At 54.9% G+C, this 15,656-nt stretch carries 5 protein-coding genes and 1 pseudogene; 2 read left to right on the top strand and 4 right to left on the bottom strand.

What is annotated here, in order from left to right:
- The first annotated feature begins 280 nt into the window (after positions 1–280).
- Entirely contained in the window at positions 281–913 is a 633-nt protein-coding gene (locus tag AKL25_RS14510; RefSeq protein WP_050478408.1) for a carbonic anhydrase, read from the top strand.
- A gap of 39 nt (positions 914–952) precedes the next feature.
- Here the strand turns inward: AKL25_RS14510 and AKL25_RS14505 are convergent, their stop codons facing one another.
- On the bottom strand, positions 953–1,924 hold the full coding sequence (locus tag AKL25_RS14505) for an AraC family transcriptional regulator (RefSeq protein ID WP_240475752.1): 972 nt from the start codon (positions 1,922–1,924) through the stop codon (positions 953–955).
- A 118-nt stretch (positions 1,925–2,042) separates the two neighbouring features.
- On the opposite strand from AKL25_RS14505, the gene AKL25_RS14500 reads away from it, so the two are divergent.
- Positions 2,043–2,888, top strand: a complete 846-nt coding sequence (locus tag AKL25_RS14500; RefSeq protein ID WP_050478407.1) for an SDR family oxidoreductase — start codon at positions 2,043–2,045, stop codon at positions 2,886–2,888.
- Between the two features lie 722 nt (positions 2,889–3,610).
- Here AKL25_RS14500 and AKL25_RS14495 read toward each other — a convergent pair.
- The 3 genes and pseudogenes from AKL25_RS14495 to AKL25_RS24545 form a co-directional block, all read right to left on the bottom strand.
- Positions 3,611–13,372 carry a hemagglutinin repeat-containing protein gene (locus AKL25_RS14495; RefSeq protein ID WP_050478406.1) on the bottom strand — a complete coding sequence of 3,254 codons (9,762 nt, stop codon included), beginning with the start codon at positions 13,370–13,372 and terminating at the stop codon, positions 3,611–3,613.
- A gap of 39 nt (positions 13,373–13,411) precedes the next feature.
- Positions 13,412–15,106 (bottom strand): ShlB/FhaC/HecB family hemolysin secretion/activation protein, encoded by a 1,695-nt coding sequence (locus tag AKL25_RS14490; protein ID WP_050478548.1) that lies wholly within the window; start codon positions 15,104–15,106, stop codon positions 13,412–13,414.
- 359 nt (positions 15,107–15,465) lie between these two features.
- Positions 15,466–15,656 (bottom strand): annotated as a pseudogene (locus AKL25_RS24545) (IS21 family transposase); the annotation flags it as partial.

The following is a 15,656-nucleotide window of genomic DNA, read 5'->3' as shown; positions in this document are numbered from 1 at the left end:
AATGGTGAGGATATCGGTTACTGGCGGACTACGGCCGCTAATGCATGCCTCTATGGGCGTTCAACATCGCTATTGCTGTCGATCTGAGAGGCCCACAAAATCTTAAGCACTGTTGCCTCTTTTAAGGTGCTACCCCGCGTGGGGCCGTTCCTTCCTTCACATATCAGCCCTGTTCCACGGTCAAATCTCAATCTCGCCATACGCCCTCCATATTGACAATGTAGATATCTGATACCAATCCACGCGATAATAGCGTTCCTGTATCAGCTTTTAATTCAATATGCGTGACATTATTAATGGTTTTCTGCGCTTCCAACAGGAAGTCTTTCCAGAACGTAAAGAGCTATTCAAGACGCTTGCGACCGGTCAAACGCCGAAGGCGTTATTCATTTCTTGCTCTGACAGTCGAATGGTTCCAGAGCTTGTCACCCAACGAGAGCCAGGCGAGTTATTCGTGATTCGCAATGCCGGCAACATCGTGCCGTCGTTCGGCCCTGAACCTGGCGGTGTCAGCGCAACGGTTGAATATGCCGTAGCGCAGCTGAAGGTAACGGACATTGTCATCTGCGGCCACTCCGATTGCGGTGCGATGAAAGCAGTCGCCACGTGCGCATGTCTGGACCACATGCCAGCGGTCAAACACTGGCTGCACTATGCCGATGCAGCTCGGATGATTAACGAATCCAGGAACCACGCGAATGAGAACGATCGCATCAACGGCATGGTTCGCGAGAACGTCATTGCACAGTTAAACAACATCCGAACGCATCCATCAGTAGCCCTGGCGCTAGCTCAAGGTCGATTGACGCTTCACGGATGGGTCTATGATATCGAAAGTGGCTCAATAGACGCGCTGGACGCCGCCACGAACAGCTTTGTCTCTCTGGCGGAGCATCCTGCAAGCAAACTTTAAGGCCCGTACGCCGGTGGCCCAGGAATGCAACGGATACATTCATCCCGAAGTATCCCGGGCAATCGTCGCCTTCCGATAAGTCTTTGGCGATCGTCCGGTCACACGCTTGAACGCATTGCTGAATGCGCTTTCCGATGCATAGCCAAGTGATGCCGCAAGTGCGCTGACAGAAGTGCGTTCGCTCCGCAAAATACGTTCGGCGAGTCGCATGCGCCATTCCGTCAAGTAAGTGATGGGCGCAACACCGGCAACAGTCTTGAAGTGAGACGAGAATGTCGCACGTGACATCGCTGCCGCTTTTGCCAATTCGTCCAGTTGCCACGCGCGTCCCGGATCGCCATGCATCAATTGCAGCGCTGGCGCTAAACGTCGGTCGCCAATAGCGCGAAGCCTGCCGCTGGCAAGCGGTTCCGAACTCTCAAAGCAAGCACGCAAAATCTGAATGAACATCAGGTGGGCCAGTTGCGACGAAGCCGCCGCCACGCCCGGATGATGATCATCCTGTTCTTTGACCAATTGCTCCAGAAGCCAGCGTAGCGATGTTGAATGACGTGACGCTGCACGGATGTGAATCAGCGAGGGCAACTCATCCAACAGAAGCTGTCCGCTGTTGCCTGACAGCTCGACTTTGCCACCGATCATGAAAAATTCATCGCCTTCGCCGTACTCGACGACGGCGCCTTTTCGATCTGCCAAGACATCCTGCAGTTCTACCAGCCTGGCGGAGAGGTCGCTGGCCAGCACATGTGAACGTGGCGTCCGAAGAAGAAAGACGTCCCCCGCTTCGACAGGAATGGGCGTCGTCTCCCCTGCCATCACAAGCGAACAGCTACCTCGGACGATACCCCAGAACTTGATCTGATCGGATGCGGGAAACCTGATCGCCCACGATCCGCCCGTGATCAGTCCGCCAGCCAGAACGGAATGGGCATTGAGTAGCTTGAGGAGGTCTGAAAAGGGATCTAGCTGCATTCTCAGATTTTGACGCATAAAACCCCGACGATCAAGCATTCAAAATCTCATCCCTGGCCGCTATTCTGCATGCTCTGGTTTGGGATTCGGTCTTTGCCGTGGCCATCCAAGTCCAGTCAGAGAAGCATTTATTTGGCATTATTTGAAAGGCACAGAAATGACTCAGCAACGAACTTGGTTCATCACGGGTGTGAACAGCGGTTTCGGCCGACTGATGACGGAGCAACTTCTCGCGCGGGGCGATCGCGTAGCAGGAACCGTCCGCAAGATGGATGCAATGGATGATCTTAAAGAGAAATACGGGGCGCTTTTGTGGCTTGCCCATCTGGACATGACGGACATGTCCGGGATTGAACAAGTTGTAAACATGGCTTTTACTGACCTCGGCAAAATCGATGTCATCGTCAACAACGCCGGCTATGGCCTGTTCGGTGCTGTTGAGGAATTGAGCGGCGTACAGATTGCTCATCAGATATCAACAAATCTGCTCGGTCCAATCACGCTGATTCGCGCAACCTTGCCTTACTTGCGAGCCCAGGGAAGTGGCAGGATCATCGGTTTGTCCACATATGGCGGTCAGGCAACTCTTCCAGGCGGGTCTTTGTATCATGCGAGCAAATGGGGGCTGGAAGGCTTCCTCGATTCGATTGGTCAGGAACTCGCGGCCTTCAATATCGGGGTCACTATTATCGAGCCGGGTGGCGCACGTACAAACTTCCGCTTCAGTGGCGCCCGGCTCGGCGAACAGATGGACGCCTACAAGGGCACGCCGGCGGCGATGGTGCACGTGATGATCAAGGATACGTCGCGCTTGCCCCCTGGCGACCCGGCAAAGATGGCGGCAATCATCGTTGATAGCGCGGATCAAATGCCGGCACCGAAGCGGATCGTTCTTGGCAGCGATTCCTGGGGAATCATTCGCAAAGCGTTAACGGAGAGACTCGCTGCCGTCGAAGCGCAAAAGGAACTCGCTGCATCAACTGACATTCCTACGGTCAGTTGAGCGCCATTAAAAGAACAAAGCCTCGTATTTACGAGGCCCTTAAGATTTTAAATGGCAGCTTCTGGCCGAGTGCTGTCACCCATTTCAGATCAATTTTTACTTATACATAACTTCGCAGCGGTTGTTTCAGCCTCGTCATCGTGCCACCGCCATTGAATTGGCATATTGCTTCCGCTAACTCTAAACGTCTGCACAGTAGAGGAGTCATAGGGGCTACCCCGTCTTGAAGCTAATGGATGCCCTGACGTGGAATATATTTATTTATCAATGCCACGACACCTGTATATAAGCATCCTGAGACAAGTCCGAAAATTGAGAAAAATATAAATCTCCGCCATGCGTAATGAAGCAAAAAATTTACGTCAGACCACGTACCCCAATCTTTCGGAAAAATTGGCATATCGAGAAGTAACCAGATTCCGGTGGAGCATGCAATGCCGCCAATGATGTATCTGAATCTATTTTTCGACAGCTTCCACTCAACCAGAGCCAACAAAGGCCAACCGACAATGGCACTTGCGAATGCTCCAATAAAAAACATAGTGAGCAATCCCATCAAATGAGAGTAATCCGACGTATAAAAAATATAGGGTAGCGATATGCCAAGTACTACAATCACTCCTCCGCACGCAGGCAAACCCAAAATACGTAGGGATGCATTTGTATTTATCAAACTCATTGGCGCACCTATATTGTTTTTTCTTCAGGACTGTTCGCTGCACTCATTTAGATTGTCCTGGTAAGAGATTGGTTAGCCATTTTGGGATAGTTAGCCACTCAAATTTGACGGATTCTATACCAATGTTCATTGTATTCAAGCCCCAAACCGTACTGGCCGCCCATACGTTGGAATTAAATAGAGGACTACTTCCAGTACCCCATCCTCTCGTATCAACGGAGAAGCCTCCTTTGCCATCAGGGACTATTTTTCGTACGACAAATCCTGGATCTAGCGCATGCTCACTTGGCACCGTTATATTAATAACGCTGTTTGTACTGGGATCAATAAGATGTGTAACATACCCGAGCTTGAATCCTCCAACATTCAGCTCGCTTACAACGCCATTGCCTGCTAATTGACTTCCATCTGTGCCTGGTCCAGCATACTTTCGTAGTGCGTTGAACTGATCAACAGGGCTACCGCAACCCACAAAATATCCTGTCATGCACCCTACGGTTATATCTGTATATTCGTGTGGCTGCTTAGTACTTCCCACTACGCTCTCATAGGCGCTAAACGCTTGTTGCCAAGAAGTCCCGCTTTGACCTTGCGTAAATGTTAGATCTTTGACGTTTTTCAAGAAAGCGTCTCTGTCGCCGCCAGTCTCATTATAAATTTTCAATCCCGCCGCCATGTTGGCCGCCAGTAATAGAGACTTCGTTTCCATATCGCTCATTGCGCCAAAAGCAGTTTTATCTCTATTGCCAACTGCTTGATCACCACGATAAAGTGCATCGAAATACTTAGCTCCAGCAACAATCCCGGGAATAAGTTTATTTACACATTCTTCTGTAGTACAAGCCAATAATTCTGCATCATTCTTATCGCTAATTGACTTGGCCTCTTGTACTACACGATCACGGCATGAACTGTCATCTGCTTTACACAATGCAAGCTTCTTTCCTAAATACGAGTCATCTTTCTGCTTCAAGTAATTGTTCGCCGCTGCATTTGCCGCAACATTGGCGCCAACGATCGTATCAAGCGTCGTTCCTCCTGTGATTCCACCCATGATCGCACCCACTGCTGTGGATAACGCGATCACAGTGTTGAGCTGACTGCCATTCAGCCTCTCCGGGTGAAAAGTGCCATCTGCATCATAGGCGTCTGGATACAACTGCTTGGTGATCTCTTGCGCAGCAAGCTCTCCTACCCCACCAGCAACGGCACCAGCTCCTGCGCTACCACCATTCGCAGCGGCGAGAATGCCGCCCAGCACGGCATGGCTTAGTACCTGCGCAGTCCTATTCTCGTTGCCAGGTTGTGAGAAATAGTCGCCGATAGCATTGGCCAGATATGGAGCTCCTGCACTGGCTGCCAGTTGTCCTCCACTTTGGCCCGCTAGCCCTCCCACCAAGACAGCTGTGACAGTTTTGAGGGCACGGGCGTAGTCACCAGTTGGTCCCCAGTTCTTTTCAGCGTCAGCGTCGCCTCTGGCTTTTGCAGCTGCAGCCTGACTCTTTGCAATATCGCCGGCGATTTGCGCGCTTGTAGCAATCACCGTGTTGGCAGCAGCAGCCATGGCCTGCTGTTCCTTCATCACGTTTCTTAAGTCCGGCAACGCCTCAATTGCGGTATGCGCCGTCGCCAGATCGGTGTGTGCCCCAAGACCGGCGGCGCTGCTCGTGGCTTGGCCGCCGATGGTGATCTTGCCGTCGGTTAAAGTCCCGTAAGTGGTAGAACTGGCGCTAACGCTGTCTTGCAACATGATGCCGGGAGTCAAATTAGGACTTGGGGCCCCCTTACTATTCTGCAGCGTTGCGCCAGCCTCACTGGTATTTTGTGTTGAGGTACCGCCCGTGCTATCGGCCTTTTTAAGGCTGCCACCAAAACTGCCAGAGATACTCATCGTGTCCGCCGAGTATTCCATCTTGTTGGTGATGTCCTCAAAGCTGATCGATTTAGTGCTCAGATCCGAATTACCTGCATTGCTACTGGCAATGGCGCCGCCTTTCAGGGCGATGGTGTCGGCGACGACGTGGTAGCCACCGTTGCCGGCGAACAGGCCCGACTGTTGATTCACAAAGCTGCTGCTGCCGTTGGCAGTTGATTGCGACAGGCTGCCGGAAGCTTCCCAGGCAGTCCCGAAGGAAATCTGCACGCGACCACCGACACTACTCTGCTCACTATGCTGCGTGATCTGGTCTTGCACCGACTCAATCGTCAGCTTGCCGCCGGTGAGAGCATTGATAGTATCTGCGTGGACGCTGGCACCTTTGAGCGTCGTGTCGGACTGCGATTTGAGAGTGACGGTATCGCCGCTCAATTGCGTGTTGCTGTTGGTGAGCGCGTTGTAGTCGTAACGGCCGTTACCGATGTTGGCACTGATGTAGGCGTAGACACCGGTTTTGGCACCAACCGAGAAGCCAACGCCGATTTCGGCGCCAGCGCTGTGGTTGTCGCCATTGCTGACGACAGTGCTCCGCGCGGCATCGAGTAGAATTTCCCGTGCCGAATCAAGGGTCAGAGTACTGCCGGCGGCGATGCTGGCTCCGGTGGCGTGGATATCGCCCTCAGTGCTCGTGAGGGTGACGTTGCCACCACCCTGGATGGTACTTCCCTGGGCCTGCGTATAGCGAGTGTGGTCTTCGCTGTTGGCGGTGGCGAAGCCGACTCCGACTTCGCCCTTGATCAGGTCGCCGCTGCCGCCGGTCATGGCACTCACCGCCTGGTAACCATTCGCTGCCGCTGCCAGGCTTTGCATGGCTTGTAGACGCCCATCGGACTTCTTGGCGTTCTCGATGTTGTTGGCCAGGTCAATCAACGGTGAGCTGATGCGCGCGAATGCGCCGATCTTGAGGCTTTCGCTGTTTTGATCATTGCTGCCGGTGTTGTCAGCCGTATTGATGGTGATGGCCTTGGCATTGATGTCTATGTTGTTGGCTGCCAGAACGTTGCTGGCGGTCTGGGTATAGCTATCACCGGCACGCAGGTTGACGTTGCCTTGTAAGCTACCGATATTGCTGGCGACCTGGGTGACGCCGCTGTTGTCATCCTGACTCTTCTCGGTGTGGTAGCCCGAGAAGCGCTCAGTATCAGAGACAACGACCTTGCCAATTGCCTGATTGTTGCTCTTATTGGCATTAGCCAGAATGTCCTGGCCGCTTTGAATTGTGAGACTCTTGGCAGCGTTGATGCTGAGATCGCCGTTAGCGACCAGATTGGCGGCAGTGAGGGTGATGTCGCCTTGGGTCGTCGACAGCGAGGCAGTACGGCCAGCCGAGAGACTGGTGCCAATGACGGTGGTGGTGGTGCCGTCGCCCTTGCCATTGTTATTGAACATCCCGACCGGCAAGGTGCCGCGATTGTCCAGACTCCAGCCGTTGGCGATGTTGGTCTGCCCCTGAGTTTCATAGCTGCGCGCGACATCGAGCGTGATGTTGTTTTTAGCGATCAATAAAGCGTCGCCTGCCGCACTCATCGCAGTGCCCTGGCTGGTGATACTGCCGTCGGTAGCAAGCAGAGTCAGGTTATTTCCGGCCGTGAGAGTGCTGACCTTAGCGCTGCTGGTGGCATAGTCCTGGTTGCTGTTAGCGCTGCGTGATCCGGCTTGCACTACAACAGCCGTGGTAGCGGCCGAAACACCATCGACCGTGGCATCGGCACGTTTCGTGGCCTGTCCGAGGAAGCTGGTGCTGGGGTTGCCGCGAGCGCTTTGCTGATAGGCATTTTTGAAGGCTGCGAGAGGGTTATATGTTATTCCAACCGAGAAACCACTAGCGCTGCTCTGTTGCGTGCTGTGCTCGACACTGGTATTTTGTGCTGCAGTAAGATCGATGCTTTTTCCAATCAGCGTGAGGTCGTTACCGGCACCGATATCGGAGGCAGTGACGCGCAATTGCTGACCCGCTTGAATTTGCGTATTTCCATTGAGGGAGACAATGGTTGACCCTTGCTGAGTCACCGTCTCCGAACTACTCTCACCGTTGGCACTAGTTTTACTGTAACCAATGCTGGCGACACCAGCACCAAAACTCGCGGCAAAACCAGATTTCTTCTCGCTATATTGGTGGACTTCTTGGAATCTTTCGGTAGCGGCAGAAATCGTCACGTTATTGACTGCAGAAAGCATGGTATCTGCGTTTGAAACGATATTGCTGCCGGTGATATTCAGGTCTCTCCCAGCCTGAATCACGACACTATCGCCACTCAAGTTGCTACCAATGGCATCCGAATAAGCTTGTTTCCCGTAGCCAGTACTACTCCTGCTAGATAAGAAGCTCTTGGACGAGCTCGTGGCATATTCACTGTAGCTGTGGAATGCATCTTCAGACACGACACTGACATTACCACTAGCAGCAACATTGAGCTCCTTATCCGCGTTAATGTTACTAGCAGCAATCTTTATATCTGCCGTTTCCAACAATCCTGCACGGAGACTAAGTCCTCCAGCAGCGCTAATCTGGCTACCGACCACGTCTATGGTTTGGCTTTCAAATTGCGCAAAAGAACGGGATTGGGAGTGCGTCCTTACCGATTCGGATTCATTGAGTGCGGCACCGATCGTAACGGAACGACCCGCCAAGAGTGAACCGCTACCACTACCATTTGTACCAATAGCGACTTGCGCCGCGGTCATGCTGATATCTCGCTGTGCGACGATCTGGAGATCTCCGCCAGCGTTTACCGTTGCCCCAACGTTATTGATGCTTTTGTCGTGCCCGACATAGCCATTGAAGTTGATATCATAGGTACTGCCGGTCTTAACCGTATTCAAATTAACGTCTCGACCTGCGTTCAACGTGAGAGCGCCTGCGCCAGCATCGCCAGATCGTCCGCTTACCAGCGCAGCCCCAACGATATTGATATCGGCTCCAGCATTGATCGTCAGATTTTTCTCGGCTGTAATGCCAGCTGCATTTGAAAGAGACGTAAAGCTGCCGCTAGTCTGGCTATTCGCATAGGTCTGCTGGACGGTAAGCGTTTCGTTGCGGACATTGCCGCCCGCACTGATGACAATGTCGTCGCCGCGAATGCCGCCGCCCAGATTGGCCAGATCGTTCGAAGCGACCAGCACTGTACGTCCCGTACCATCGGCCCGCCCGTCGATCATGCCCCCCTTGTTGGTAATGTTGGCGGCCTGGATCGTGACGTTAGAACCACTGACCAGGGCGCCGGTGTTCTGAAGCGCACTGTCGTCCAGATGCGCCAGATAGACGCGCGGCACTAGGACATCTTGGGTACTACCATCTGGCAACGTAACGGTTTGGCTTACCAGCCAGACGATATCGCTAGTCAGATGACTAACTTGGTCGGGCGTCAGTTCCACGCCTGGACGCAATCCCCAGGCTTGTGCTGTGCTGACACCATTGCTAAGTAATTTTTGATATTGACTGTCGTCGCTGGCGGCACCGGTGACCTTGCCGGTAAGTTGTGCGATCTGCTCGCGCACTAGGCGTTGCTCATAGTAGCCGTCACCCAGGCGCTTCTGTACCGTACTTGGATCGACGTTGAGGGCTGTCAGCAAGTAGTCGCTGCTCAACCACGTGCGATGGTCGGTGAACTGTGAACGCGTTTCCAGCAAGTAGCTGCCGCTGGCGGACGGCTGGAATAGTACGCCCGGCCGAATCGGTACCGGTACACTTCCGTTTTGCGGAAAGAGCGCGCCAGCGGGGAATCCGCTCATCGTCGGAAGGCCCGCCCCCGAAGGCAGCGTGCCGCCGGTTGGCGCATTACTGCCGGCGCGTGTGGCGACGCTCCCCAACATGCCGCCGATCGACTGACCACTGCCCGTGGCCGGCGTAATATCGTTACGAATATTGGCGGCGCTTCCTGCGGAAAGATCGGCATTGCTGAAATTGTTCGCAATAATGGTAACGCCGCCATTGCCCACAATCGCTCCCTGAGTGGTACCGATCACTTCAGAAATATCCGGCATGCTGTAGCCCGCGACAGCCCCCCCTGTCGTCGTGAAGGTGCCGTCGAAGCTATGTCGGCGATACAAGGTTTGTCCCAGGTTCGTGATGTTTGCGTTGGCTCCGCCCAACCACAAGCTGCCATTGACGACAATATTGCTGAATTCGTTGCTCAGCGACTGGCCGATGTTGATACGAGCGTTACCACCAGCGCGAATCTCCGCAACTGCTCCAGCGCCGCTCGCCAGCCTGTCTTCGGTGGCCGTGTGATGCGCATTGCGGGTGAGTTCCAGCGAGTCGTGTTGTTGTGCGAGGTAGCGTTGCGTGTCGCGCCGGAAGATGGTGTTGGGATCGGTATAGTCTTGTTCAGCCACGAAACGAATGCAATTCGTCGTGCAATTTCCGTACTGGTTTGAGTACCCGGGCATGGGTTCCCAGTTGATGTCGCCACGCCCGTCGCGCGGATCATCGCCTCCAGCGACCTTGTCAGGGTTGCTGACATTGTTGCTTTGTGCGGTGAAATACACCACGCGCGTGCCGTCCGTGGCACTCCCGCGGCTGATCTGCCCGAAGATTGCCCAGTTGGAAGAAATTCCCTTATAGAAAACGCTGTCGTCTGCGTGCGTCCTGATGACTGCCCGACCGATGACGTAGCCATCCGGCGTAATGATATTTTTGGTCTCCAACACGTCGGCCGGATTGACATACAAGATCTCATAGGCGTTGAAGTTCGATGAGTCTGGCTTGTAGTACATCTGGTTGCCGCCGTTGTGCCACCAGGAAGGCGCTCGCATCGCGTATGTCTCGTCGAGTGTCTGTACCGTACTCACCGCCACGCCGCTGCGGGTATTACGCAAATTGACGGCCGCCAGCTCCATGTTGCCGCCAGCTTCGATGATCGAATCTTCGTTAGTGATCTGCGCCGTGCCGTTTACCAGACCGTTTGCATCACGCTGGTCGTTAGCGCCGATCGCCATGCTGCCAGCGCTGTAAATGACCGCATTGTTGCGATTGGAAAGAGCACTCGTCACCCACAGCGACATGCTGTTTCCGCCACCCAGCAAAGCATTGTTGCCGGTGTTGTTTAACGTCTGAGTACGCACTACCAGATCGCCACCCAGAATAACGCCCGTGTTGTCGACGGTCGGCGCGGTAATATCGAGCAGATTCCTCGAGCTAATTTCACCAGCATTGGTAAGGGTACCGCTACCGTTGATGGTGATCGAGTCCGCCTGAATTGCTGCCGTATTGAGATTACTGATTTGCGCTGCCGACAACGCCAGCGTTCCTGCTCGCAATTGTCCGGCGTTGGAATAGTTGCCTGCCAGGTTCAATACCATATTGCCGTTGGCGGCGAAGGCGGCCGTCGAGGATTGGCGGAAGCCGCTGCGAGAAGCCAATGAAGCAGCCGCCTGGGCACCGATACTGCCGTCGTTCACTACATCTTGCGCAGAAATGTTCAGGGTCTTCGCTGTGATGGTGCCCGTCCCCGTGTTACTCAACTGCCCATCGGCGATCAGCGACGCGGTACCACTGGTGGCCTGGATCTTTCCATCGTTGTACAGCGATGCGCCCGCGTTGCGCGCTGTCAGGTTCACGTCGCTTTGTGCGGCAATGGTGCCGCTGTTGCGTATGCCGCCGTTGGCAACCAGCGTGGATGCGCCGGCCGTTGCAGTGATGGTGCCGTTGTTAGTTACGGCCACGTCGCTTCCCGCAAACGTGCCCCGGGCAAGATTGGCGGCGTCAACGTCTACCGCCTGCGCTGCCGTGATCGTGCCGCTGTTGGTTAGGCGTCCGTCAGCACCCAATTGCGCCTGACCGTTTGCAGCCTGGATACTGCCGCCATTGTCGATATCAAATTGACCACCTGCGAACGGCTGGCCGGATGCATTGCGCGCGGAGATGATCACGCCATTCTGGCCAATCACAGCGCCGGTATTGGTCACGCCGCCGTCGATATTGAGTTGGACGGCGCCGGCACTCGCCCCGATGTCGCCCGTATTGCGCAAGCCATAGCGACCATCGATGCCATTGCTTCCTGATCCACTTGCGACACGCATGTCTACGCCATCTCTGGCGAGAATTTTTCCGCTGTTGTCGATGGCACCGGTAATCGCGAGGGAGATCGCGCCACCGGCCACGCTGATCGTTCCTCCATTGCGCAGACCAGCTTGCCCCACGGCTGCCCCAACGTGGCGTGCTGCGATGTCAAGCGCCGCCTGGCCAATCAGGGAACCGGCATTGTCGATGCTGCCGTCCGCGTTAATCTTTAACAGCCCCTGGATCGCACTCATACTGCCACGGTTGTTCACATTGGCTGGCATCCCACCAGCGCCGGACAAATCCAGACGTACATCATTGCGCGCGACCATGGTGCCCGCGTTATCAATACCTCCGCCGGTATTGACTGCAATGCTTCCGTTGACTGCACTCAACGTGCCGTCATTGCGCAACGCAGGACTTCCATTCGGATTCTGCAATTGCGCAATGATATTGATGTTGCTCTGAGCAGTCATCGAACCGCTATTGTCGACAGCTTCGCTTGCAGCAACGGTAATGTCGCCGTTGGCGGCCGCTATGCTGCCGGCATTCTTGACATCAGCGCCAGTAAGATGAACATCGGTCTGCGCGAGAATGGCGCCGCTGTTGTCAACCTTCCCATTGGCGACGACGTCGACTGCACTTCCTGCTGCGCTCAACGTTCCGCTGTTGTGTACATCCTGCCCAGTGGCGCTGATGGAAGTCTGAGCCGTCACCGAACCTCCATTGTCGATTCGGCCGTCGGTGCTCAGGGTAATCTCGGAGGTTGCTGCGGTGATGCTGCCTGTATTGATTACACCGTGGGCGGAGCTAGCGGCCACGCCAGTCGATTGGATGCGTATCTTGTCCTGGGCGTTTAGGGTGCCGCTATTTTCAATCCGACCGTCAGCCGTCAACGTGACCTCACCAATGGCGGCACCGATATTGCCGGCATTGCGCATGCCCACGCCAGATTCAGTGCCCACAAGGAAAATCTTGTTGGCGTACATTCCACCTAGCTGCGCTACATCGACACCGAACGCCGGCGCAGCGTCCTGAGCGGCGATGGGCGTCAGTTGCGTATGATCGGCATTGACTCGATTGGCCCCCGCGGTCACATGCAATTCCTTCGCCCAGATACCTGCGTTTACTTCTATGGCGCGCGCGATGATCTCGGTATAGTCGGACTGGGCATCGCTCATTCCGGCCCCTTCGATCTTGACTCGTCCTCCGCGCACCACATAACCGTCAAGATTACCGCCGTTCATGATGACTTCACCGGTGGTAAGCGTAGTACGCGCTGAATTAATGAAGCCGCATCCATCGCAGGTCACTCCTGACGGATTGGCAATAATGACCTGGGCACGGTCTCCTGCAACCTCCACGAATCCACGTAGATAGCTTGGATTGCTGGAATTGACTTCATTGAGGATCACGCGAGCAGTGCCGTTGGCCAGATTCGGATTGCGCTGAATCCAGCCACCCAGCTGGGTCTGCACGTCGGATCGGGAATTATTCAGGACGGCGCCGTTACGCTGGACATCGAACTGGCTATAGGTATTGCGCGACACGCCCGCCGCGCTCGGCGTCTGAATATTGACCTGCGGCACGCCGTTGGCGGTATTCACGACAACCGGCTGCTGATTGCGGGGTGCATTAGGGTCCGCCACGATTTGCGCCTGCGCCCGCGGCAGCAAGATCATTGTCGCGCCGACCAGCGTCAACACGGCCAATCCGATCCAGCTCAAACGTGCCATGGCTAGCGCAGGGCGACGACTGCCTTCAGTACCTTGTGAAGCGCTTCCATTGCAGTTACGAACAGTTTCGGCAACCGCCATGAGCATGCCGCGGGCTTTGTTGAAAATGATGCGATAGCACAATTGGTTCATGTTCTTTTTTCTTCTCTTCAGGGTGCGGCAACGCCGCTGTCAGTACGACCACATCAGGTTGAAACCCGCTGTCACGCGGGCAGTCTGGAATCGATCGGGCTTGGAAATCGGCGTACCGGCAAAGACTTCATAGGAGACACGTCCGAGTGCACCGCGCAGTCCCGTCACCGCGCCGGCCAGGCGACGGCCAGTCAACAGTACGGCCGAAGGGCCGCCGACTTGTCCGTAGTCCGCGCCCACGTAAACTTCCTGCCCGCTTTGTCCCAGCGCTGCGGAAAGTTCGTTGCGGACAAACCAGCCGTTCTCGGCCAACAAGGTCACTTCGCCGTCGAAGCCCCGCACGGTGTAGCGCCCACCAATCGAAAATCTGTCCTGAGGCGTCAGCGGCGTGCCATTCCATTGAGCGCGAGCGCTGAATGAATAGCGAAGCGCCTGCTTACCCCAAGGCGCTTGCCAGGAAAAAGGGAGGTTGAGAGACAGATCGGCTGTCGTAATCTGAAAACGAGAAGTACCTTCGCCGAATGCCTCTTCTGGGGCTGGCAAGGAATCAAACGCGCCTGTACCTCGCTTGTGCGCCAGAGACAGATCAAGCGTGGCGTCGCCCATGAACTCTCGGTGCGTCACACCCAATTCCCAACCGGCGGTGCGACGACGCTGGACTTCCACTTCCGTGTCATCCACGTAGTTGCTGGATGCTTTCAGAAAGCCCTTGAACGAGAGCGTAGTCTTGCGTACGGCGTCGCGATAGATCAGGCGAGAGAGTTTGAGCTCGTTGCTTTCGCTCTCACCACTATAGATGTAGGTTTGATTGATGCCTGCCACGGCCTGGTGATAACTGCTGGCGCTATTGGTGAACGCCAAAGCCCAGTAGCCAAAGGGCAGCGAATAGTGCACCACATGGCTTTGGCTCCCGCGTATGCCGGAATCTCCACCACCCAGATCGTGGTTGTAGCTGATGTAAAACAGGTCGTTGAGCGTCAACCAGTTGTCCAGAGAGACCGTTGCGCTTCCCTGATACTTTCCGGTTGATTTGGTGCCGCTGTCGTCGATCGAAGCTGTCAGACGCAAGGGAATGGCTTGGCGATAGCTGATGATAAGATCGCTGTCGCCGGCCTTGGCATCTGGTCCTTCGCTAGGTGCGACCTTGATGTCCGCCTCGGCGGTGGGCACACGCTTGAAGTTCTCCAAGCCTTGCTCAATGTCGCGCAAATTGAGCAGATCGCCCGGTGACGCGGGAACGGCGTTCCATTGACTAGCGCGCGGATCTGCATCCGCAGCGAAACGGATAGCGCGAATTCGCCCCGGCACCACCGTCAGGCGCAGTTCGCCACTGGCAATGTCCTGAGGCTCGGCAAGCACGCGCGTGGTGATATAGCCCCGCGTAACGATTTCGTTCTGAATTCGCGCCATGACGATATTGATACCTTGCCCCCCCAGGCAACGGCCCATCGCGGGATCGTCACCGGCATTGAAGTTTGCCAACGCAAATTGAAATCGCTGAGCTGACTCACCGGTGAGAGTGATGCGTGTCACCTGAAAGCATGGAGACTCGCCAGTTGGAATTTTTCCTACTGCGCCACTCGCCGGTTGCGTTTCAGGCAGCCGGACGTCAGGCTGCTGCTCTTGCTGGCGCCGCAGTTGGCGTTCTCGCTCCTGCTGGCGCTGAAACTCTTGAGCGGAGGCATCGGTCTGCGCGAACACCGGCGCGACATTTCCTGCGCTGGCCAAGAACATCAGGGCCGTGAGACTCTTGACTATCCAATGTGTTTGAATGTGTACTTCGTCGTCCTGCGCACGAAGTGCATCGTGAAGCCCGGCTACGTGAGCAGCCGGAGCCTGGATCGAGTTTGGAAAGACACCAAAGAAAAGCCCCGCCAAATAGCTGACGCGCTGAAATATTTTGTTATTGCAATGCAAAACACCACCCCGTAAAACCCCGATTATTTTTAATTTAATTTCCGGGCGGAATTTTACGGGCGGGAACTCTTCCTACGGAGGAGGATGTTAGTTTAAGTAAAGATGGTGACCCAAAAGCAACAAATTCTTATCGACAACACAATTTAAATTATCAAAAACATACCAACTTATTTAGTTATGGCTGTTGATTTGCTCGCAGAATTGCCCCTCTCCAATTGATCCACCTTCCAGCGCCTGGCGAAGGCCGCGACCCGATCGTACGACCCCTCATAACCCAACGCGCGCAGCTCCAAATGGAGCTGTTTTAACGTGCGACGTTGCTTGCGTGATTTGGCCGCCTCGGTCTTTAACCAGGCCGAGAGTTTGA

The organism is Herbaspirillum rhizosphaerae, assembly GCF_001189965.1.
In the GTDB taxonomy this organism is placed as follows: Bacteria; Pseudomonadota; Gammaproteobacteria; order Burkholderiales; family Burkholderiaceae_D; genus Herbaspirillum; species Herbaspirillum rhizosphaerae.
The sequence above is the reverse complement of the archived record's forward strand: the minus strand, read 5'-3'. Positions and strand labels throughout refer to the sequence as shown.